Raw genomic sequence first — 21,703 nt, 5'->3', positions numbered from 1 at the left:
ATGGCTGAACAGAATGCAAAAATACGGGTTTTAATAGCTGATGACCACTCACTATTTAGAAATGGACTAAGAAAAATTTTGGAATTAGAAAATGATATAGCTGTTTGTGGGGAAGCGAAAAACGGCAAGGAAGTGGTGGAGAAAGTAAATCTTTTGAAGCCGGATGTAGTTCTTTTGGATATAAATATGCCACTTCTAAGTGGAGTAGATGCGACAAAGGAAATAAAGCAAAAATATGATGAGGTCAAAATAGTCATATTAACTATCCATGCAGATGAAGAATACTTATTTGAAACGGTAAAAGGTGGAGCTTCCGGTTTTTTGCTTAAAGACGTTGAGACCCCCACTCTACTTCAGGCAATTAGAGAGGTGTCTGAAGGGAAAAGCTTCATACATCCAAGCATCACTCCTAAGCTTTTAGGAGAGTTCAACAGGCTTGCAACAAAATCAAAAGATACAGGAACTGAAGTTACAGATTACGAATTGACAACAAGAGAAAAAGAAATACTAGAGCTTATGGCGAAAGGCTACACCAATAAAAAAATATCAAAAAACCTATATATATCAGAAAAAACCGTTAAAAACCATGTATCAAATGTACTTAGAAAATTAGATGTATCAGATAGGACCCAGGCAGTTGTAACTGCTGTAAAGCTTGGACTTGTGGACATAGAGTAAATATAATTTATAATCAATTATTAATATCACTTTTTTTTGGGATTTCATATATTATATCAAATCCCAAAAAAGGTGGTGTTTACTGGTGGAAATAATAATATGGTTCTTTGCAATTTACGGGTTTGTCGCCCTTTTTTATACTATTTGGGAAGAGCTCAAAAGAAAAAGAAAATGGACTTTTGTAATTTACGTTAAGGATCCTGATAAAGCAGAAGGTGAACTTAGAAGCCTACTGTTGGATCTTCCGGCAAAAAAATTTTATCCAGCAAGATTAATACTAATTTGGCAAAATAATCATTATAACTTGGCCCAAAAGCTAAAAGAAGAATTCCCTGGTATAGAAGTGGTTGAGAGAGTAGAAGATGTATCTTTAAAAGAAATTATTCAAAATGAAAGTCCACATAGAACGGTGTGTATTAACGGATCTCTAGACAGCTAGACCTAGTAAAACTATAGGACTATTAATTACTTGGCGTAGCACTAAGGTTTGTCTATAGGACCAAAAGTCACTTGTTTTGAAGACATCAAAATAGTCTAAATGCCAAGCAATCTTAAGACCCCGGACAGTTGGCTGGGGTCTTTTTTTAGTTTAGTATTTAAGAAAAAGCGAGAAGAAAGTCGACTTAGATTGAAAAATGACATTAGATCAAGCCTTATGTCATTTATGTCTCAAATGCGGAGGAATTAATAATGCCTGAAAAAATTGCGTACAGCAAAAATAAAATTGAAGGGCTGGACTTTAATTCTATAGATGAGGTTCTAAAAAAAACCATCTCAAGTATCCAGGACGGAAAGGTTCAGATATTTGAAATAACTGAATCTGCTAGGAATGAACATGAACAGCTAAAAAGAGATTTGATAAAGCTAAAAAATCAAACAACAGAGGTCATAAAAGAAGTAGATAAGCTAGAGAAAAAATACTATCGCTCAAGGCTTAAACTTGCTGAAGTGAGCAAAAACTTTGATACATATTTAGAAAAAAACATAAAGGAAGCCTATGAACAGGCAAATGACCTAAGGGCTAAACTTAATGTTATGAAAGAAAGGGAGTACCAAATACGTCATAAAAGAAATGAAACAGAGATGCGTTTAAGAAATCTAAAGAAAACAATAGAAAAAGCGGAAAAAATAATGAATCAACTTGGAGTCATTGAATCTTACTTATCCCAGGGACTTGGCGGACTTCAAGAGACCCTTCAAGATCTAGAGAAAAGAAAAGATATAGGTACTAAAATAATCAGAGCTCAGGAAGAAGAGAGAAGAAGAGTCGCTCGTGAGATACATGACGGCCCGGCCCAAAGCCTAGCTAACATGGTCTTTAGGGCCGAATACTGTGAAAAGTTGATTGACGCTGGTGAGAAGCCAAAAACCATTAAAGAAGAACTAGCAGAACTAAAAGCACAGGTAAGAGAAAACCTAAAAGACGTAAGAAAGATTATATTTGACCTGCGTCCTATGACCTTAGATGACTTAGGCCTTGTACCTGCTATAAGAAGATTAATACAGGGGGTTGAAGAGGATACTAACATAAAAGGTGAGCTAAAAGTTTTTGGTGAAGAACAACGCTTTAATAGAGACTTAGAGATTGCCCTCTTTAGAACTGTTCAGGAGGCACTAAATAACATCAAAAAACATTCTGAAGCCAAAACATTTTGGATCAAGGCTGAATTTGGAGAAGATAAGGTTCAGATTAATATTAGAGACGATGGCAAGGGTTTCGACTCTAATTGGGAATTAGAAAATATCAAGTCAGAAAAATTTGGCCTTACTAATATGAGAGAAAGGGTTATGAGTCTTGGAGGAGATATTAACATAAATTCAAAGCACCAGAAAGGGACAAGGATTTCCATTAAGGTTCCAATTCCCGGAGTAGAGGAAGGGGAGGAAGTTTATTATGAATGATAATCAGACAAATAATATTAGGGTTTTGTTAGCAGATGATCATATTTTATTTAGATCAGGCCTCAAAAAAATAATTGACATGGAAAATAATTTAGAAGTTTGTGGTGAGGCACAAAATGGGGAGGAAGTTCTAGAAAAAGTAAAATTGCTTAAACCTGATGTGGTACTCATGGATATTAACATGCCTTACATAAATGGGGTAGAAGCAACTAGAGAGGTCAAAGAATCATATCCAGATGTCAAAATAATAGCTCTAACGATCCATGATGATGAAGAATACCTGTTTGAGATTGTTAAAGAGGGCGCTTCTGGGTATTTACTAAAAGATGTGGATACACCAACATTAGCTAGGGCAATTGAAGAAGTAGCTAACGGAAATTGCTTTATACATCCTAATGTTACTCACAAATTACTGGGTGGTTTCAATCGCTTGGCCAAAAACTCCCCCGGTTTAATTAAAGGTAATAATTTGTCTGAAGAAGATTGTGATCTTACTATTAGAGAGAGAGAAATACTTGGTTTACTTGCCAAAGGTTACAGCAACAATGATTTGTCAGAAGAGTTAGGGATATCCGAAAAAACCGTCAAAAACCATGTATCTAGTATATTAAGGAAACTAGATGTCTCAGATAGGACTCAAGCAGTTGTTACAGCTTTCAAAAACGGTTTGGTAGAGCTTTGACAAATATTACTTAGTCCAGTAGTCCCAAGTGCCTTATAGGTATATATAATCAAGCTGGGTAAATTAAACGATGATCTGACTAGCAAATAATGAGCCTAATTAAGTGGGCTAATTTAAGGCTTTAGCTAGATGACCAGGCTATCAAAATATTCTACAATTAGAGACAACAAAAGACATAAAAGCACAAAATTATTTTCAAGAGGTTAATTTTATCTTTTTTCAGGATCGAAAAATGTCTAGGACGTCCTGAAAGAGAACCCCTGTAAAATCAGGTACATAATTGTCTCCTGAGTTTTCGGGGTAGGACAAGCAATTAATTCTAAATTTTTGGAAGGGGGTGCAAGGAGATGCTTAACCAGCTAAAAAGATTATGGAGTGAAGAAGACGGACAGGGAATGGTTGAATACGGATTAATTCTTGCTCTTGTATCAGTAGTAGCTATTGGAGCTTTGCTATTGCTTGGTGAAGGATTAGAAGGAATATTTGGAGAGGTGGAAGAGAGTTTAGAGGTACCTGAATAATTTAATCAAAATACAGGCCCTACCCATAAAAGGGGTGGGGCCAATTTCTCTACCAGGGAAGGAGACAATTTATATGCTTAACTTGGTAGAAAGAGAGCTAAGAAGATTATGGATAGATGATGGAGGACAGGGTTTAACAGAATATGCACTAATCCTAGGCTTAATAGTTTTAGCAGCTGTTGGTGGAGTAACCTTACTTGGTCAAAGTGTACTTAATCTATTCGAATATGTAGCAGATAAGGAAATTTTTAATGCTACCCTGCCTGTTTCAAAGTTTTAGGGTAGGGTAAGTTTTTCTTCTTTGATGATAATTATAATTAACTCCATAAAGGAGGAAACCAAAATGAACTTACTTCCCGATCTAGGGATTATAGATATATTTTTGCTGTTGGTACTATCTTTAGCTTTATATTTTGATCTTAAAGAAAAACGGATACCAAACAAAATTACAATTACTGCAGTAGTTCTGGGTCTTAGCTACAGAGCAGTGACTGGAGGTTTACCAGGTGTTTATGATGCTTTGCTTGGAGGACTAGTAGGATTTGTAATTTTGCTTGTGCCATTTTTGCTACGAGGCATTGGCGGTGGAGATGTTAAGCTTCTTACTGCTATAGGCGTATTAAAGGGAGTGGAGTTTGTATTTTATACAGCTCTTGCTATGGGTGTGATAGGTGGTATAATCGCAGTTTATTATTATTTCTTTGTGAAACTTAGAGGAGCATATTTCCCATATGGGCTTGCCATATCCATAGGAGCAGTTATCGCCCTTGCGCTATAAGCTCTAGCCACTGAAGACATGAAAAAGTAACTTTGTCTGAGTAACCTTATTAAGTAACCAGAGAGGAGGGGCAGGAGAGATGCTAAAAAAAATGTCAAGAACTTTAAGAAAAGATGACGGGCAGGCACTAGTTGAATTAGCTTTTGTCCTGCCTATCCTACTCTTACTGGTCTTTGGGATAATTGAATTTGGCAATATATATTTTGCCCATCTGACGCTAAATAACGCGTCTAGAGAAGGAGCTAGAGCAGGGGCACTTAGGGCAACCCAGCACGGTGTTGACTTAGAAGCAGAAGTAAACGAAGTAATCCAAAATAGGATCCCATCTTTAGACTCTGATAATTTGAGTGTTTTTGTATGGCCTAATTCTGAAGAAGAGCTAATAAGGGGTAATGATCTAAAAGTAGAACTAGAGTACAACAGAAGGCTTTTAACGCCGCTCTTTGGGATGATTCTTGATGACGGCGCTGGATATTACCAGTTAAGGACAGAAACTACTATGCGAATTGAATGAGCTTAGAAGAACTTACTCAAAAAAAACGGGTGGGATTAAACTATGACTGAAATTAAAAATCTTATCAAAAAAATATTTAAAGAAGAAAAAGGAAGTTCAGCGGTGTTAGTTGCTATAACTATAGTAGTTCTCTTTGCTTTTACAGCTTTAGTAGTTGATCTGGGTCTTGTATATATTGAAAGGGCAAGGTTAGTCTCTGCTGCTGAAGCAAGTGCACTTGCAGGAGCATCAAGCTTTCCATATAGAGACGACGGTGAGTATGAAGAAGAACACTATGATTTTGCGATTAGTGAAGCCAAAAGGATAGCAGAACAAAACGGACTTGAAGATTACGAAATCCAATTGCTGCCTGAAGATGAAAATCAAAAAAAAGAAATAGAAGTTACAGCGAAAAGAGATGTAAGCTATTCTTTTGCCAGAGTAATAGGGTTTAATGAACAGGAAGTTACCGGGCTAGCTGCTGCCGAGGCTGTCCCGATATCTGGTTTTCTTGGTGTTGTTCCTTTTGGCATACCAGATGATGATTTTGAAGGCTATGGTGTTTATGAGTTAAAGATAGCTGATGGTGATGAAGGTAATTACCAGCCGCTTGCTTTGGGCGGTACAGGGACTAGTAATTATCGTGATAACCTTGAGAATGGATTTGATGAGATGCTTAGAGTAGGTGAAATTATAGATACAGAACCAGGAAATATGGCTAACCCAACTAAGCAGGGCCTAGAAGATCGGTATGAAACAGGAAACATAGAGATTACTATTCCTATTGTTTCCTACCACGATGGTGGTAGAAGTGAGGTTGAAATATTAGGTTTTGGAGCGTTTACACTTAAAGAGATTAAAGAAGAGGGTGGCACAGGTCACACTGTCGTAGAAGGTATATTCCAAGAAAAAGTCTCAGATGGGGAATTACTTGAAGATGGCAAAGACTTTGGCCTTAGAGGTACAAGGCTTGTAAGGTAAACTTGTTTTGAAAAAGGAGTTGTATAAAAGATGAAAAAAATAAAAAAATACCGTGGACTAATAGTATCACTTATACTTGCAATTGTTACTGTACTGGCTATCCACCAGTACATTTTGGCCATTGAGAAGCAAAACCAAACCGAAGGCCCTTCGGTAGAACATGAAGATGTAGTAGAAATAGTAGTAGCAAGAAGAGATCTTACAAGCGGAACGGTCTTGACAGTAGATGATCTAGAAACAAAATCAGTCCATAAAGAAGAGATTCACCCAGATGCCATAACAGATAAGGAAGAAGTCTTAGGTGAGGCAGTTATTCAAGATATGGTAAGAGAAGAAGTGTTGTTAGCACAAAAGATCCTGCCAGAAGAAGAAGTAAATAGGCTCTCTCATGCTATACCAGAAGGTAAGCGTGCAATATCAGTATCAGTAGATGAAGTCTCGGGGGTAGCAGGTTTTATCCAGGCAGGAGACATGTTAGATGTAGTGGCTACAGATTTTGAAGAGCAAGAAGAGGGACAAGAAGACACAGAGACAAGAACAATCTTACAGGATCTAAAAGTTCTGGCTGCTGGTGACCGGGTGCTTTATCAAGATCAAGAACTTGTCCAAGAAGTATCTACAGTAACCCTGGCAGTAAGTCCAAGTGAAGCAGAATCTCTTACAGATGCTGAAGAGAACGGAGTTATCAGGTTGCTTTTAAACCCGTTAGTAGAAGAAGATTAGAAAAGTCTTAAGGAGGTAGTGAAAATGGCTAATTTAAAAATAGATGTATTGATAGCTGATGATATTGTGGAAACACGAGAAAATATAAAAAGATTCTTTGAATATGAAAGAAACATCAATGTAGTAGGCGAAGCCTCAAATGGTGAACAGGCCATTACCCTCGCCGAAAAGCTAAAGCCTGATGTTGTTCTTATGGATATTAATATGCCTCTTGTTGATGGTATAACGGCAATAGAAAGTTTGTCGCTAAAAGCACCAAATGTAGCTCCTATAATAATATCTGTTCAAGGTGAACCTGAGTACCTGAAAAAAGCTATGAGAGCAGGAGCTAAAGATTATCTTGTTAAGCCTTTTTCTGGAGATGAGTTGATCTCCACAATAAAAGACGTTGTCAAAAAAGAAGAAGAGACAAGAGAACAGCAGATGAACCAAGCACTATTAAAATCAGGCATTAAACATAAACCAAGGATTCTTTCTATATTTAGCGCCAAGGGAGGAACAGGCAAAACTACCCTTGCAACTAACTTAGCAGCTAGCCTATCCAAATTTCATGACAAAAAGACAGTGATAGTAGACCTTGATCTTCAATTTGGGAATATCCCTGTAATGTTTAATATAAATCCAACTTACACGATTACAGATGTATTGTCTTATTCTGGAGAGTTAGACAAAAACACCTTAGAAAGCTTTCTTGTCCATCATGAAGAATCTGGGGTAAAGATATTATGTCCGCCAAAGAACCCTGAAGAAGCAGAGTATGTAACAGAAAGCCATGTAGAAGAAATTCTAAGGGTTCTTACAGAAACTTATGAATATATCCTTGTAGATACACCACCGGCTTTTTCAGGGCATGTGCTTGCAGCTCTAGACCAGTCATACAAGGTTTTTTTGGTTACCACCCTTGACCTACCATCGATCAAAAATGCCAAAAACTCATTGAAGATAATGAATGATCTAGGTTACCCCGATGACAAGGTTAACTTAGTCGTAAACAAAGAAGCTAAGTATTACAAAGTAGGAAAAGACGATCTACAAGATGCACTAGATAGAAAAGTTTTTTACAGGGTACCAAATAAAGAAAAAAGCGTAGTGGAAGCAGTAAATAGAGGTGTGCCTGTAATCTTAGAACCATCTGTTAACGGTATAGTAAGTGAATTTAGAAAATTCTCAGATAGAGTAATAGAGAGTGAACAGAGGATTAAATAAATACACCCAATTCTATCTTTTAAGGGGTGGATGATATGAGTAAGCTAAAAGAAATTAAAGAAGAAAAAGCCAATTTGGTCCAAAATGCCAGAAAAATATGGGACAAACAATATAAAGAAAATAGAGAACTAACTAAAGAAGAATATTCAGAGTACAAAGAACTCATGGATCAAATATTTAAATTAGAAGAAAAGATAAATGAAGAAGAAAAGCTTGATAGCCTAGAAAACGAGCTAGAAGAAGATAAGTCTAACTCCGCTGATTCCTATGCAAAAGAAATGAGTGATAATAAAAACGAAGAAAATAATGAAGAAAAAGAAAAAAAGAAAAGCAGCAAGAAATCAAGCAAAACTGATAACCAAAACCATAGGGCTTGGATTATGGGGATAGATGAAACTAAAGATGACAAGAAAAAAGGTGATAATGATAATGAGGATGATAGTGATAATAATGAAACTAAAAAGCGCCAAAATGAGATTGGGATAGAAGAAAAAACAAAACAAAAACAATCAGAAGAATTAGATGAGGATAATAATACTGACCAAAAGCAAGAAGAAAGTCAAGAACTAATATTAAATGGTAACAGTCATCCGGGAAATAGTCGTGGACCTTATTCATTACTATCAAGGCTAAATAGACAAAAACAAGAAATGAGCCTTGAAACCGAAGAAGAAGGAACAAAAACTACAAATGGAAATGGATTAGCAAAATCAAATAAAAAAGACAAATCCGGAGGCAGTAACGGAACTGGTTCTAATGAGGACCCCCATAGGGATCTGAAGAGCAGGCTTCATCGTACCTTGATAGACGAGATCGACAAAGATGCCCTAAAAGACACTGAAAGCAACAAAGACTTAGAGAAAGAAGTTAAAGAAACAATTGAAAACCTTTTAGAAGAGGAAAGTAAAAGGTTTTCAATCTCCATGAAAGATAGAGAAAAAATACAGGCAGAAATATTAAATGAAGCCCTTGGATTTGGGCCTATAACGCCCCTCATTGAAAACAGCGATATTTCCGAAATAATGGTTAATGGCCCAAACCAGGTTTATGTGGAAGAAGATGGAAAGATAAAATTAACAGATATAAAGTTTAGGGATGATCAGCACGTTCTACATGTGATAGAAAAAATTGTTTCTCCTTTAGGTCGTCGAATTGATGAAAGCTCACCTCTAGTGGATGCAAGACTGCCAGATGGGTCAAGGGTTAATGCTATAATTCCACCGCTAGCGTTGACGGGGCCAACTTTGACAATCAGGAAATTCTCTGAAGATCCACTACAGGCCAAGGATTTGATAAGTTTTGGTTCTATGTCTACAGAAATGGCTGATTTCCTTAAAACCTGTGTAAAGAAAAGACTTAACATTGTGGTTAGTGGTGGTACTGGAAGTGGAAAAACTACAACTTTGAATGTACTGTCTTCATTTATTCCCAAAGACGAGCGAATTGTAACTATAGAGGACGCTGCAGAACTTTCACTGCACCAGGATCACGTTGTAACCCTTGAGACAAGGCCCCCAAATATGGAGGGCAAAGGCGCTATAACCATGAGAGATCTTGTGAGCAATTCCTTAAGAATGCGCCCTGACAGAATTGTAGTAGGTGAGGTAAGAGGCGGCGAAGCCTTAGATATGCTTCAGGCTATGAATACAGGGCATGATGGATCTATAACCACTGGACACGCCAACTCTCCAAGGGATATGCTATCAAGGCTAGAAACCATGGTTTTGATGGCAGGTATGGATCTGCCTATAAGAGCAATCAGGGAACAGATTGCCTCAGCCATAGACCTAATAGTTCAGCAAGACCGCCTCGAAGATGGCTCAAGAAAAATTGTTAAGGTAAGCGAAGTCCAGGGTATGGAAGGTGATGTTATTACTATGCAGGACCTGTTTACATTCAAGCGGGAAGGTAGAGATTCTAAAAACAAAATCATTGGAAGCTTCGAGTCCACCGGTTTTGCACAGGTGTTTTTGGATTCTTTAAAAGATAAGTAATTTCAAGGAGGATTTCCTCTATGACTTATATATTTATTATATTTTTATTGGTCTTTTTGATATACTACAACATATATTTGGTGCTTACAAAGCCAAAAAGAGATCTATTAAAAAGACTTGAGACCTATACCAAAGATGAAGAACACGATGTAAGAGATCAATCACCTCTAAAAGCTGATGCAAGAAACTTGCGTCTAAGCCTAAAAGATATAGCCAAAATTTTTACCAGAATAGATAGGCTTAAGGGGATAAGACAGCATTTTGATGCAGAACTGATGAAAAGTGGGATACTACTTCGCGGGGAAGAATTTATAGTCATCTTGATAGTTTTTGCACTGTTGTTTGGTAGCTTTGGAAGCATGGTTTCCCAATCAATTATCGGATTGTTACTAGGCGTAGTAATCGGACTATATTTACCGATAATCTTTTTGAAGATGAAAATTAATAAAAGAAGGAAGCTATTTAATGAACAGCTTGGAGAAGTACTTACAACTATGTCAAATGCACTTAGATCAGGTCACAGCCTTATGAAAGCCTTAGAAGTTGTTTCCTTTGATAGTCCAGAACCTGCAAAGCAGGAATTCTCTTATACTGTAAAAGAAATGCAGCTTGGCATCTCAACCGAAGAAGCACTAAAAAATATGAGTAAAAGAATTGCCTCTGAAGACTTAGAGTTAATGATCACGGCTATCTTGATTCAACGACAGGTGGGTGGAAACTTAGCTGAGGTTCTAGATAGTATAGCAGATACCATTAGAGATAGACTTCGAATTCAAGGTGAGATAAAAACCTTGACAGCTCAAGGAAGGCTATCAGGTATTATTATCTCGTTTATTCCTGTTGCAATTGGGGCATTTTTCTATGTAGTTAACCCCGAATATGTGCTTGATCTTTTTACTGACCCACGAGGATTGTTTATGATTACGCTAGCAGTTGTTGGTCAAGTTATTGGGGCTTTTGTAATAAAAAAGATTGTAAGTATAGAGGTCTGAGAGGGGTTGAAGGATTATGTTATATTTCATGTATTTACTTTTGATTGTTAGCTTTACGGGTATTTTTCTAAGCTTGTACAAATTAATATTTAGAAAACACCTTGAGACAAAAGAACGCTTATCTGAGATAGCAGAGCTACCTACTACAGGAGAGGGAACAGGTGATAACACACTTAAGACACCTATCCAAAAAGCTCTAGAACTTCCTATACACAAACGGGTAGTCTTACCTGTATATAGTAGACTTACTAATTCACTAGAAAGACGATTGCCAAATAAGTTATTAATAGCTCTTGAAAAAGAAGTTATTGCAGCAGGCTTATCACATACTATAACTTTTAGAGAATTTATGGTGATATATTTTTTAATAATATGTTTAAGCTTAGCTTTATCTACAGCCTTATATGTATTATTTCAACTTTCAATGTGGTTAGTAGCTGCCATCTTGCTATTTGGAATATTAGCACCCAGGTTATGGCTAACTAGAAAAGTAACCAAAAGAAAAGATACAATACAAAGAGACCTGCCAGAATTTCTAGATCTATTAACCGTTAGTGTTGAGGCCGGGCTTGGCTTTGAATCTTCTCTAAAAAAAGTTGCCGATGAAGGAGAAGGTCCCTTGGCTGTGGAGATAAACAAAGTAATATCAGAAATAAGCATGGGAAAAAGCAGAAAAGAAGCACTTACTGACCTGAAAAACAGGGTGGACATATCAGACCTTACAGCATTTATAAATGCTGTTATCCAGGCTGAACAGTTAGGGGTTGGAATCAGCAAAGTTTTGAAAGTTGAAGCAAAAGAGTTTCGCAGAAAACGCCGCCAAAGAGCTGAAGAGCAGGCTATGAAAGCACCAATCAAAATGCTTCTTCCCCTTGTATTCTTTATATTCCCAGCAATTTTTGTGATCTTGCTTGGACCAGCGGTCTTGAGGATATTAGACACGTTGATGACAATGTAATGTCAAATATCGGATGAGTGATATCTGATGGGTGATAAATTATAAATACCGAGGTGTATGATGACTGATTATACTATGGCTTCTATTTATAAAGATAATTATGAAAATGATAATGACAATAAAAATAATAAAGTCCTGATTAGCTCGCATATAAAAGTTGCCGACACTTTTTTCAAAAGATTAAAAGGTCTTCTTGGAACCAAAGACCTGCCTTCGGGGAAGGGACTCTTAATCATCCCCTGTAAGCAGGTTCATACTTTTTTTATGCGTTATAACCTTGATCTGATTTTTTTGGACGAATACAATACCATAGTTCACATGATAGAAGATATCCCCCCTTTTAGAATCTCCCCCTATATAAAAGAAAGCGAAAAAGTATTAGAACTTAAAGCAGGGACAATTAAACAATATAACCTTATGGAAGGTGAGAAGTTAGTTATTTATTGAAAGTCTACATTTTCCAAGCTAAAGTATATTCCCTTGTCCAAAATTTTTATTGATACATCTAAGATTCATATATAGAAGAGGTATTAGCAATAAAAACTAAAGCCATGCTTATATACTTTAGCGTGGAAAATCAAATAATATCATCATTGATTATATGCCAGATTGTGTCTTTTTTTTGCTCTTTTCATTGCTTTATGTAAACTAAGAAGGAATTTTTTTCTTTAGCTTGAATATCTTTATTGGAAACATATATTTGCTTTATTAAAACTTGATCCTTTTATTTAACTCGTATAGATAAAACTGATTTTTGAAGTATTTAACAAAGTTTTATTTTTAATTGTATTTTTTACACATTATGTCCTATAGAATAGGAGTGGAGATATTTTGACCACAAGCTTAGAAGGTATTCTAAAAAACATTACTTTTCATAATTCTGATAATCTATTTACCGTGGCAAAACTTCTTACAAGGCCGGATAATGAAGTAATAACAGTCGTAGGCCAGCTGCCAGAGCTAACACCTGGAGAGCGGCTTGTTGTAAACGGCAAATTTGAAAGCCACAAAAAATTTGGCCGCCAGTTCCATGTAGAAAGCTATGAAATAAAACTTCCTGTAACAACAGAAGGACTTGTCAGGTTTCTTGGTTCTGGGATGATAAAAGGCATTGGCCCCAAAACTGCCGAGAGCCTTGTAAGCCATTTTGGCAAAAACATCCTGCAAATTATCGAAAACGATCCTGAAAGACTTACTGAAGTGGACGGAATAGGCGCAGAAAAAGCTAAAAAAATCTCTAAAGGATTTTTGGAGCACAAAAAAGTTAAAGACATCATGGTATTTTTGCAGGGTTTTGGGGTAAGTCCTGCCTATGCCCTTAAGATATATAAGCGTTTTGGTGACAAGACTATGGAGCTAGTCTCAGAAAACCCCTACTGTCTTGCTAGAGAAGTCTTTGGTATAGGTTTTAAGATAGCCGACAAAATAGCAAGGAATATGGGTATTGGTGAAAACTCAAAAGAAAGAAAAAAAGCAGCCATACTCTACATACTAGAAGAAGCATCCAACAAGGGAGACACTTATCTCACCAAAAAAGAACTTGAGGAGGCTCTAATTGAATTTGAAGTAACTACAGAGGATATGCCAGCAATAATAGATGAACTATCTAAAGCAAAAGAAATAATCCTAGAAGATAACAAAGAAGAAGGTCAAATCATCTATCTTCCCCCGTACTACCATGCAGAGATAGGAATCGCAAAAAGATTAACAGAGCTTGAAACCATGGGGGGAGGAGTCCTAAAAGAGCACCTTAATAACTGGAATAAAATGGTCGAAAACCTTGCGGGCAGCATTAGCACCCCTGATGATGCTTCTAAGGAAAAATTGGGTAATGAGGAAGCTAATGAAGCTAATAAAGAAGTTAATAATGAAGCTACTAAAGGAGCTAATACAGTTGAATTATCTACTGAACAGCTTGAAGTCCTAAACAAACTGCCCCACTCAGGAGCTATGGTTATTACGGGTGGTCCTGGAACAGGAAAGACCACCGTTATAAAAAGTATTATTTACCTTGCTGAAAAATTTGGTCTTAATATATATCTTGGAGCACCTACTGGGAGAGCCGCCAAAAGGATGAGTGAAGCCACAGGGAAAGAGGCAAAAACCATTCATAGACTTTTGGAGTTTTCTTATGAATCTGGAGAAGGAATGAAATTTAATAAAAACACTGAGAATCCCCTAGAATGTGACCTCTTAATCATAGATGAGGCTTCCATGCTAGATCTCTTGCTGATGAATCGGCTTGTAAAAGCTGTCCCGCCTGGATGTAAGCTAGTCCTTGTTGGCGATATAGACCAGCTACCTTCAGTTGGAGCGGGTAATGTATTAAGAGATATTATTGACTCACACAAAATCCCTGTCGTTAGACTAAAAACTATCTTTCGCCAGGCCAAGGAGAGTATGGTAGTAGTTAATGCCCACAGGATTAACCAGGGCAAATTCCCAATGCTTAATGTCAAAGACAAAGATTTTTTCTTTATTAATAGAGAAGAGCCTGAAGAGGTGGTAAACACCATAATATCCTTATGCAAGCATCGTCTACCAAAGTACGAGAACTTACATCCAAGGGATGATATCCAGGTCCTTGCTCCAATGAGAAGGACAGATACAGGGGTAGATAATCTAAACACATCTCTTCAAGGAGCCCTTAACCCCCCGTCGGGGCAGAAACCTGAAATATCTTTTGGTACATTTTCTTACAGGCTTGGCGATAAGCTGATGCAGCTAAAAAATGACTACCAAAAAGAAGTTTTTAACGGTGATATGGGTATAATTCATCATGTCGATGCAGAGGAAGGTTCTATCAAGGTAAGATTCGAAGAAAACACTGAAGACAGGATTATAGAATATGAAAGAAATGAGCTTGATTCCTTAATCCCTGCCTATGCTGTAAGCGTTCACAAAAGCCAGGGAAGTGAGTATCCGGTAGTTGTTATGCCCGTGACGACCCAGCACTTTATCATGCTGCAGCGAAACCTGATCTATACAGCTATAACAAGGGCCAAGAAGCTTGTGGTTCTTGTAGGAACCAAAAAAGCTATCGGGATGGCTATCTCAAATAACAAAGTTGAAAGTAGAAATTCTCTTCTTGATTATCGCCTAAAACAATTTAAATAGTTAAACAACTAAAATAGGTCTAAGATTTCCCCTCTTCGCATATTTTGGCTAATAAAGGGCGAGGAGGGTGATTTTTTTTGAGGATAACTTTTATGAGAAGTGGTACCAGGATTGTAAAAAGAATAATTAAGATTGCAGTGATTATCATTGTGATCTTGGTAGGTCTATATCTGATATTTGGCCCTGGACCAGTAGGACTAGATAGAAGAACTGATGATGACCTAGATGAAGAAATTGACGAAATCGTCGATATGGTCAAAAACGGTGAAGACATTAGAGCCATGGATATAGTTGAGATTATAGCCGATCCTGAATTTATGGGTCGAAAAACGGGCGGAGAAGGTTTTAGGATGGCCACAGGATTTGTTGAAGGAATCTACAAAGAACTAGATCTTGATCCTGTGATTGAAGAAGATGGCAAAAAAACATACCGCCAAAGATACGAACAACCCTATAATCAGATAAAAGAGCCTCTTGACTTTAGCCTAAAGGACCATGAAGAACGAGAGCTAACACCGGCTCTTGGGGAACAATATATTTTTGACCCCTCATCTGCAGGGGCAAACATACAAGATGATGATATGGTGTTTGTTGGTTACGGGATAAAAGACGAAAACACAGGCTACAACGATTTTGAAGGGGTCGATTTGGAAGGCAAAACTGCTGTTTCTTTATTTAACCTGCCTGGAGACTTCCCTAATAGTGCGTATCATGACAGGGCAGATAATATTGCTGACAAAGGGGCTAACTCCCTCATCTATATAGTTGAAGATGATGACGAAGAACTAAGAGAAGTGATATTCTCCTCCTGGAGAGGAAGCGGAGAGCTAAGTCCTATACCGGTACTGTGGGTAGATGAAGATATAGGAGATAGCCTTCTAAGACTTGGTTCATTTAGTGTATCAGAATGGATAGAAGACTATGAAACCAGAAAAAGCCCTAGATCATTTCCGCTAGAGCATACAGCAAATATTGAGATAAACGCTGCGAGAAAAGAAAATGCAGAAGGTACAAACCTAATTGGCGAAAAAACCTTCTCCAAAGAATATCCATATATATTACTAACAGCTCATCTTGATACACCAGGGATATCCATTACAGGAGAACCAATCCCCGGAGCTAACGACAACGCTTCTGGAGTTGGTGTCATCCTTGAGACAATAAGTAAGATAAATAGGGAAAATAAAGAATATCCTTTTAATATTATGGTTGCAATATTTGGTGGGGAAGAAGATGGACTAAAGGGTTCAAGACATTTTGCCAGTAACCTGCCTGTCAAATCTGATAAGATCAAGGAAGTGATTAATATTGACATGGTAGGAGCCGGTCAGGATGTGTTAAAAGCAGAGACAAAAAGCTATCATTCTGCTTTAGACTCACTCTCTGATAGAAGAGAAACTTTAGAATATGAGAGAAAAAGACCTACCCCCCGAAGTGATCACTGGTCATTTGTGATTAATGATTACCCGGCTGTTCATCTTTATAGGCCATTTGATACGGATGATGAAGACACAAATTATGACAACACAAATGATGGTGACACAGATGGTGAGGACGTATATTATCATACCCCTGGGGATAGGCCAGATATTATAAGTGAAGAATATTTAGATGACAGCGTCGAAACAATTATGGAATTACTTGACGAACTAGCCACCAATCAAAACTAACTTACTTAGCTTCATTTTGACGCTATTTTCACTGTTGTTCTAATCGTCTTTATTCTCTTTATTATTTTCTTTTGAATTATTCTTGTCATTGTCATTATCTTCATTTTCATCATCCTCTTCAAATTCTATATAATTTGATATGTTTGCGTTTTTGTCGATTCTACCTTTAATGACGGGTTTTTTACTGGTCATTATTGTAGTAACCCCTGGTCCATGGCCCGTTACAACACAGTCACTGTGTATTATCACACCTATTGTTACTGCTCCTTTTAGGTAGCCTCGACCATATTCATTATCGCAGTCCTCTAGTAGAACCAAATCACCAATCTTTAGTTCATCCAGATTGTGTTTTTTGTAAGCTTCAGGATCATGGGTCATTATATCATAATCCCCGCGATGGGATGTGTTTGCCCCAATGCCAGAGCCCATGAGATAAGGTGGTATTGTTGTAGTTACAGGAACTTCAATGCCTTCGTCTTTTTCTTTGATATCAAGCTTTTCAAAAAGGTCTGGATCGATATTTCTAATCTTAATATTAGGATAATCTTCAAGGCTTAGACCTGTTCCAAAGGAGTCCACCAGAATTTTGTCTCCCATGGCCATTTTGTACATTGCTTCATCCTTGAAATCTACCAGAACGTGTTCTATACCACCGTGTTTTCCTATAACCACACCTTTTTTCTTCTTGGCGTCACCGCTAATTACTCTTGCAGTATTACCTATACAAGCAAAAGTCTGAAGACCGCTATTATCCCTTTCGTCCTTTTCTTTAATACTAACCCCGGGTTCAACATGATCAGCTACCCAACCCATGGCAGAACTTCCTAACCTGACATTATAAGTTATGCCTCCCGTGCCTGGAAGGGTTAGAGCTTTTCCTTCGGTGGTTATCCTGTATGGCCCGGTTGCTGGAGGTGCTATACTCCCCTGTACTGCCATCTTTACAAGTTTATCTTTGTTTGTCTTAAGCAATCCAAAAACCTCCAATCTGTAGGATGAATATGTTTCTTAGCACATATTGCATATTCTTCTAAAACTCCTTTATCTCCTTTTTTCATTTAAATTTTCCTTTACCAGAAAAAATATACTACAAGATCCTTTTTGTGGTGGTCGCATGCTATTTTCTGGCAGGAAAGTCATCCATGTTTAGAGAAGGTAGTGTTAAGTATCTCTGAGAGGGAGGCTTTGGGTACAAGAATATTTTAGGAGTGATGTAAAAATGTTGGGTTTAATTATTCATTTAATTACATCGGCCTTCGTGCTTATGATGGTCGGTTTTGTATAAATTAATAGCATAAAAAAGGAGATCTCAGGAAAGGAGTCAGTTATATGGAATTTGATAAGTTTATGTTAAACCCAGAAAAGCTAAAGAATTACTGTGATCCTTCGATTTTTGACTTTGAAACCACAGATGAGGCCCCTTCCCTAACAGGGCTTGTCGGCCAGGAGCGGGCAATGAAATCTGTTAATTTTGGCTTTAATGTAGACAAACCAGGCTATAACATTTATCTTGCTGGTTCTCCAGGTACCGGCAAAACTAGCTATGCCAAAGCTATGGCAAATGACAGGGCAGAAAAGGCCCCGACCCCGTCAGACTGGTGCTACGTTTTTAACTTCAAAAAACCAGAAGAACCTAAAGCCCTAGAACTGCCACCAGGCGAGGGAAAACATTTTTGTAAAACCATGAGAGAGCTAATAGAAAATGCTAGAGCAGAACTTCCAAAAGCACTAAAAGAACAGACCTTTGAAGAAAGAAAAGCACAGCTGGTTAAAGAATTCCAAAATAAAAGGTCCAAATTAATGGACAAATTAAACCAAATAGGCGAAGAGTATGGATTTCGCTTCAAACACACTTCTTCCGGGATAGTTACTATCCCTATGGTAGAGGGAAAAGAGATAAATGAAGAAGAATATGAAAAACTAGATGAAGATAAAAGACGGGAGATAGAAGAAAAATCTTCAGAAATTCAGGTCCATGTAATGAAGATTATAAGGGAAATAAGAGAAGAAGAAAGAGAACTAAAAGATAAATTAGATAACCTTAGAGAGGAGATGGCCCTATCAAGCCTGGCTCCTTTGATGAAACCTTTAAAAGAAAGATACGAAAAAAATGAATCAGTAAAAGAATACTTAGAACAGGTAGAAAATGATATACTAGATAACCTTGACAAATTTACGGCAAGCCAGGATGAGTCCCAGGGGGCAATGTTTCCATTCCTTAAAACAGATGCCCAAACCGATGACTTTTTCCTTCGCTACGAGATAAACCTCTTGGTGGATAACAGCGATCTATCTGGTGCTCCGGTAATAGTGGAGACAAACCCAACTTTCTATAACCTTCTTGGTAAGATGGAGTATGTTAACAAAATGGGAACGACAACGACAGATTTTACACAGATAAAGCCGGGTGCACTTCACAGGGCAAATGGTGGCTTTTTGATTTTGCAAGCCAATGATCTGCTTAGAAACCCTGTATCATATAATGCTCTCAAAAGAGTTCTTAATACAAGGGAGCTAAGAATAGAAAATATGGGTGAGCAGATGGGCGTTATTGCAGTCTCTTCTCTTAGGCCAGAACCGATCCCGATAGACCTTAAGGTTTTAATAGTTGGCACAAGACAAATTTATCAGCTCTTGTACAACTATGAAGAAGATTTTTCCAAGCTGTTTAAGATTAAAGCTGATTTTGATGAGACAATGGAAAGATCAAACGTTAATGTACACAAAATGGCTTCTTTTATCTACTCTCACTGCAAAGAAAAGAACTTAAGACCTTTTACAGCTGCTGCAGTGGCAAAGGTGATAGAACACAGCTCAAGGCTTGCCGATCACCAACAAAAGTTATCTACAAGGTTTAATGATATGGTAGAGTTAGCTTACGAATCGGACACCTGGGCCAAAATAGATGATAAAAATACTGTAAACAAAGAACATGTCGAAAGAGCCATAGATGAAAAAGTATATAGAAGTAACAGGCCTGAAGAAAAAATTCAGGAGCTAATAGACGAAAACATTTTAATGATAGATACCAGAGAAAAAGTTATAGGCCAGGTTAACGGTCTTGCGGTAAATGATCTAGGTGACTTTCGATTTGGTAAGCCATTTAGGATAACAGCGAATACCTTTTCTGGCAAAAAAGGTATCATAAATATCGAAAGGGAAGCAAAGTTAAGCGGCAAAATCCATGACAAAGGTGTAATGATCTTATCTAGCTATCTTGGAGATGTATTTTTTCAGGAGATGCCATTTAGCCTTTCCTGCAGCCTGTGCTGTGAGCAGTCCTACGGGATGATAGATGGAGATAGCGCTTCAAGTACCGAGCTCTATGCCATATTATCAAGTTTAGCTGATGCCCCTATAAAACAAAACATAGCTGTAACAGGATCTGTCAACCAAAAAGGTGAAATACAACCTGTTGGTGGTATTACAGAAAAGATCGAAGGGTATTTTGCTACCTGCAAAAATAAAGGTTTTACCGGAAATGAAGGAGTAATTATTCCAAAACAAAATGAAAAAAATCTTAACCTCTCAGATGAAATAATAGATGCTGTAAAAGAAGGCAAATTCAACGTTTATTCCATTACAAGCATCTCTGAAGGGATCGAAATTTTGACTGAACTACCGTCAGGACTAGAAGATGAAGATCCTTCTGAAGACAGTATCTATATGAGAGCCAAAAACCAAATAAAAGAATTTCAAAAAACACCAAAAGAAAAAGAAGACAACAAAAATGAAGAAAAAGAAGAAAAAACGAACGACACACCAGAGTAAAGTGACGACGATTAGACTGATAAGGATTTAGGCTTTTGGTCTGGTTTTGAAGGTTTTCTTCTGTTTGAATTTGTGTGTAGGTATACCATAAGGAGCTTTTGATTTGCGTTCTTTTTAGCAAATCCTAGCGAGCGTTGGTATACCTCACACAAATATTTATAACTTATTTCTTTTGTCTATCCTGCTCTTCAAATAAGGCTTCAAATTTTCTATTAATTCAGTTCCCTTTTCTATAACTATGGCTTTAGATGGTACTTCCCGGTTTAGTTCACTTTTAAGATGCTCCTTGGATTCTAAAATCTTGGATTTATGTTCTCTACCTCCAAATTCTATCTCGGGAAAAAGTTTTTCTTCTAAGAAATCTAATACATTAAAGATATCCTTTGTAGCATCTTCTAACATCCCTTTTTGTTCCAAAAAAGATATGGTATCTTCAAGTCTTCTGACCCACATATAACTTACTTCATATATATCTCTGTCTTTTGTCAAATCCTCAGTAAAAACACCGAAATCTTTTCTCAAAAAATAGTCACCTCCCACAGTAGCCTTCCCAAGAGGTGACTAAAGTATTTAATCCTCCATTTTTTCGGAGTTTTCAGACTCTTGTGTTTCGCCTTCTACTTCTCCAGTGTTTTGTAATGCAAACTTTACGAGCAAAGGCCCAATAACTTCAAACACTATAACCGCCGCTAGAATAACAGTTGTCACAACACCTACATCCATATCAAGTTTTTGTTCTGCAATTACACTAAGTCCAATGGCAACCCCTGCCTGGGGAATAAGAGAAAAACCTAGATTTTCTCTGTAACATTTTTCAAAACCTGCAAGACGGCAGCCAACCCGGGCACCAATAATCTTTCCAATACTTCTTGCAAAAATATAACCCACGCCTATAAGTCCTACATCAGGTATTAAGCTAATATTTAACTTGGCTCCTGCAAGGGTCAAAAAAGCTACAAGAACCGGGAGCTCTATTCCTTCAAGGACCTTAAATATTTTATTTCGCATAGTAGATAGATTTGTTATTGTAACCCCTGTAGTCATGTTTAATAAAATAGGTGACAACTGAAAAGTCTCGGCAATACCTGTGCTTAAAGCTATTATTCCAATTAAAGCTACAAGTATTTTGGCATTGTTATTTGTCCTTGGTGCTAGGAAAGATATTATAACACCTGCTACAATCCCTATAGAGATTGCTAAAAACAACTCTCCGAATACTAGCATAAACTGGACTATG

The 21,703-nt window shown here is 37.3% G+C and carries 21 protein-coding genes; 18 read left to right on the top strand and 3 right to left on the bottom strand.

Annotated elements, in window-relative coordinates; all coding sequences use genetic code 11:
* The 17 genes from ACONDI_RS13290 (at position 1) to ACONDI_RS13210 (ending at position 16,695) form a co-directional block, all read left to right on the top strand.
* The gene (locus ACONDI_RS13290) at positions 1–678 is read left to right on the top strand and encodes a response regulator (RefSeq protein WP_241079029.1); all 678 of its coding nucleotides are present in this window, start codon (positions 1–3) and stop codon (positions 676–678) included.
* A gap of 85 nt (positions 679–763) precedes the next feature.
* Complete coding sequence (locus ACONDI_RS13285) at positions 764–1,117, top strand: hypothetical protein (RefSeq protein WP_241079028.1); 354 nt, start codon at positions 764–766, stop codon at positions 1,115–1,117.
* A gap of 251 nt (positions 1,118–1,368) precedes the next feature.
* Positions 1,369–2,580 (top strand): sensor histidine kinase, encoded by a 1,212-nt coding sequence (locus ACONDI_RS13280; RefSeq protein ID WP_241079027.1) that lies wholly within the window; start codon positions 1,369–1,371, stop codon positions 2,578–2,580.
* Complete coding sequence (locus tag ACONDI_RS13275) at positions 2,573–3,262, top strand: response regulator (RefSeq protein ID WP_241079026.1); 690 nt, start codon at positions 2,573–2,575, stop codon at positions 3,260–3,262. The genes ACONDI_RS13280 and ACONDI_RS13275 overlap by 8 nt, the downstream gene beginning before the upstream one ends.
* A gap of 347 nt (positions 3,263–3,609) precedes the next feature.
* Positions 3,610–3,783, top strand: a complete 174-nt coding sequence (locus tag ACONDI_RS13270; protein WP_241079025.1) for a Flp family type IVb pilin — start codon at positions 3,610–3,612, stop codon at positions 3,781–3,783.
* A gap of 73 nt (positions 3,784–3,856) precedes the next feature.
* Complete coding sequence (locus ACONDI_RS13265) at positions 3,857–4,063, top strand: Flp family type IVb pilin (protein WP_241079024.1); 207 nt, start codon at positions 3,857–3,859, stop codon at positions 4,061–4,063.
* 63 nt (positions 4,064–4,126) lie between these two features.
* Positions 4,127–4,561 carry an A24 family peptidase gene (locus ACONDI_RS13260; RefSeq protein WP_241079023.1) on the top strand — a complete coding sequence of 145 codons (435 nt, stop codon included), beginning with the start codon at positions 4,127–4,129 and terminating at the stop codon, positions 4,559–4,561.
* Between the two features lie 79 nt (positions 4,562–4,640).
* A complete protein-coding gene (locus ACONDI_RS13255; RefSeq protein WP_241079022.1) occupies positions 4,641–5,075 on the top strand; it encodes a TadE/TadG family type IV pilus assembly protein in 435 nt (144 codons plus the stop codon).
* A 42-nt stretch (positions 5,076–5,117) separates the two neighbouring features.
* Positions 5,118–6,035, top strand: a complete 918-nt coding sequence (locus ACONDI_RS13250; protein ID WP_241079021.1) for a TadE/TadG family type IV pilus assembly protein — start codon at positions 5,118–5,120, stop codon at positions 6,033–6,035.
* Between the two features lie 30 nt (positions 6,036–6,065).
* Complete coding sequence (gene cpaB, locus ACONDI_RS13245; protein ID WP_241079020.1) at positions 6,066–6,758, top strand: Flp pilus assembly protein CpaB; 693 nt, start codon at positions 6,066–6,068, stop codon at positions 6,756–6,758.
* Positions 6,759–6,782: 24 nt separating this feature from the next.
* Positions 6,783–7,964: a CpaE/TadZ family protein gene (locus ACONDI_RS13240; RefSeq protein WP_241079019.1), complete on the top strand. Its 1,182-nt coding sequence runs from the start codon at positions 6,783–6,785 to the stop codon at positions 7,962–7,964.
* A 650-nt stretch (positions 7,965–8,614) separates the two neighbouring features.
* Positions 8,615–9,958 carry a TadA family conjugal transfer-associated ATPase gene (locus ACONDI_RS13235; RefSeq protein ID WP_420848210.1) on the top strand — a complete coding sequence of 448 codons (1,344 nt, stop codon included), beginning with the start codon at positions 8,615–8,617 and terminating at the stop codon, positions 9,956–9,958.
* Positions 9,959–9,978: 20 nt separating this feature from the next.
* Positions 9,979–10,950 carry a type II secretion system F family protein gene (locus tag ACONDI_RS13230; protein ID WP_241079017.1) on the top strand — a complete coding sequence of 324 codons (972 nt, stop codon included), beginning with the start codon at positions 9,979–9,981 and terminating at the stop codon, positions 10,948–10,950.
* Positions 10,951–10,966: 16 nt separating this feature from the next.
* Entirely contained in the window at positions 10,967–11,908 is a 942-nt protein-coding gene (locus ACONDI_RS13225; RefSeq protein ID WP_241079016.1) for a type II secretion system F family protein, read from the top strand.
* Between the two features lie 57 nt (positions 11,909–11,965).
* Positions 11,966–12,355 (top strand): DUF192 domain-containing protein, encoded by a 390-nt coding sequence (locus tag ACONDI_RS13220; protein ID WP_241079015.1) that lies wholly within the window; start codon positions 11,966–11,968, stop codon positions 12,353–12,355.
* 384 nt (positions 12,356–12,739) lie between these two features.
* Positions 12,740–15,025: an SF1B family DNA helicase RecD2 gene (gene recD2 / locus ACONDI_RS13215; protein WP_241079014.1), complete on the top strand. Its 2,286-nt coding sequence runs from the start codon at positions 12,740–12,742 to the stop codon at positions 15,023–15,025.
* 77 nt (positions 15,026–15,102) lie between these two features.
* On the top strand, positions 15,103–16,695 hold the full coding sequence (locus ACONDI_RS13210) for a M28 family peptidase (RefSeq protein WP_241079013.1): 1,593 nt from the start codon (positions 15,103–15,105) through the stop codon (positions 16,693–16,695).
* A 39-nt stretch (positions 16,696–16,734) separates the two neighbouring features.
* Here ACONDI_RS13210 and ACONDI_RS13205 read toward each other — a convergent pair whose 3' ends face one another.
* Entirely contained in the window at positions 16,735–17,667 is a 933-nt protein-coding gene (locus ACONDI_RS13205) for a DUF4438 domain-containing protein (RefSeq protein ID WP_241079012.1), read from the bottom strand.
* A 357-nt stretch (positions 17,668–18,024) separates the two neighbouring features.
* Here ACONDI_RS13205 and ACONDI_RS13200 point away from each other — a divergent pair, with 357 nt between their 5' ends.
* Positions 18,025–20,466 (top strand): Lon protease family protein, encoded by a 2,442-nt coding sequence (locus ACONDI_RS13200; RefSeq protein WP_241079011.1) that lies wholly within the window; start codon positions 18,025–18,027, stop codon positions 20,464–20,466.
* Between the two features lie 156 nt (positions 20,467–20,622).
* Here the strand turns inward: ACONDI_RS13200 and ACONDI_RS13195 are convergent, their stop codons facing one another.
* Positions 20,623–20,988, bottom strand: coding sequence for a hypothetical protein (locus ACONDI_RS13195; protein WP_241079010.1), 366 nt, complete (start codon positions 20,986–20,988; stop codon positions 20,623–20,625).
* 48 nt (positions 20,989–21,036) lie between these two features.
* Positions 21,037–21,690: a cation:proton antiporter gene (locus tag ACONDI_RS15710; RefSeq protein WP_338086453.1), complete on the bottom strand. Its 654-nt coding sequence runs from the start codon at positions 21,688–21,690 to the stop codon at positions 21,037–21,039.
* Between the last annotated feature and the right edge of the window lie 13 nt (positions 21,691–21,703).

The organism is Natranaerofaba carboxydovora (genome assembly GCF_022539405.1).
Taxonomy (GTDB): Bacteria; Bacillota; Natranaerobiia; order Natranaerobiales; family Natranaerofabaceae; genus Natranaerofaba; species Natranaerofaba carboxydovora.
The sequence above is the reverse complement of the archived record's forward strand: the minus strand, read 5'-3'. Positions and strand labels throughout refer to the sequence as shown.

Bases quoted from the DNA above. Each gene is read 5' to 3' on its own strand.
- ACONDI_RS13290 (WP_241079029.1), top strand. From the start codon at position 1: ATGGCTGAACAGAATGCAAAAATACGGGTTTTAATAGCTGATGACCAC.
- ACONDI_RS13280 (WP_241079027.1), top strand. From the start codon at position 1,369: ATGCCTGAAAAAATTGCGTACAGCAAAAATAAAATTGAAGGGCTGGAC.
- ACONDI_RS13275 (WP_241079026.1), top strand. From the start codon at position 2,573: ATGAATGATAATCAGACAAATAATATTAGGGTTTTGTTAGCAGATGAT.
- ACONDI_RS13270 (WP_241079025.1), top strand. From the start codon at position 3,610: ATGCTTAACCAGCTAAAAAGATTATGGAGTGAAGAAGACGGACAGGGA.
- ACONDI_RS13265 (WP_241079024.1), top strand. From the start codon at position 3,857: ATGCTTAACTTGGTAGAAAGAGAGCTAAGAAGATTATGGATAGATGAT.
- ACONDI_RS13260 (WP_241079023.1), top strand. From the start codon at position 4,127: ATGAACTTACTTCCCGATCTAGGGATTATAGATATATTTTTGCTGTTG.
- ACONDI_RS13255 (WP_241079022.1), top strand. From the start codon at position 4,641: ATGCTAAAAAAAATGTCAAGAACTTTAAGAAAAGATGACGGGCAGGCA.
- ACONDI_RS13250 (WP_241079021.1), top strand. From the start codon at position 5,118: ATGACTGAAATTAAAAATCTTATCAAAAAAATATTTAAAGAAGAAAAA.
- cpaB (WP_241079020.1), top strand. From the start codon at position 6,066: ATGAAAAAAATAAAAAAATACCGTGGACTAATAGTATCACTTATACTT.
- ACONDI_RS13240 (WP_241079019.1), top strand. From the start codon at position 6,783: ATGGCTAATTTAAAAATAGATGTATTGATAGCTGATGATATTGTGGAA.
- ACONDI_RS13235 (WP_420848210.1), top strand. From the start codon at position 8,615: ATGAGCCTTGAAACCGAAGAAGAAGGAACAAAAACTACAAATGGAAAT.
- ACONDI_RS13230 (WP_241079017.1), top strand. From the start codon at position 9,979: ATGACTTATATATTTATTATATTTTTATTGGTCTTTTTGATATACTAC.
- ACONDI_RS13225 (WP_241079016.1), top strand. From the start codon at position 10,967: ATGTTATATTTCATGTATTTACTTTTGATTGTTAGCTTTACGGGTATT.
- ACONDI_RS13220 (WP_241079015.1), top strand. From the start codon at position 11,966: ATGATGACTGATTATACTATGGCTTCTATTTATAAAGATAATTATGAA.
- ACONDI_RS13200 (WP_241079011.1), top strand. From the start codon at position 18,025: ATGGAATTTGATAAGTTTATGTTAAACCCAGAAAAGCTAAAGAATTAC.
- ACONDI_RS15710 (WP_338086453.1), bottom strand. From the start codon at position 21,690: ATGCTAGTATTCGGAGAGTTGTTTTTAGCAATCTCTATAGGGATTGTA.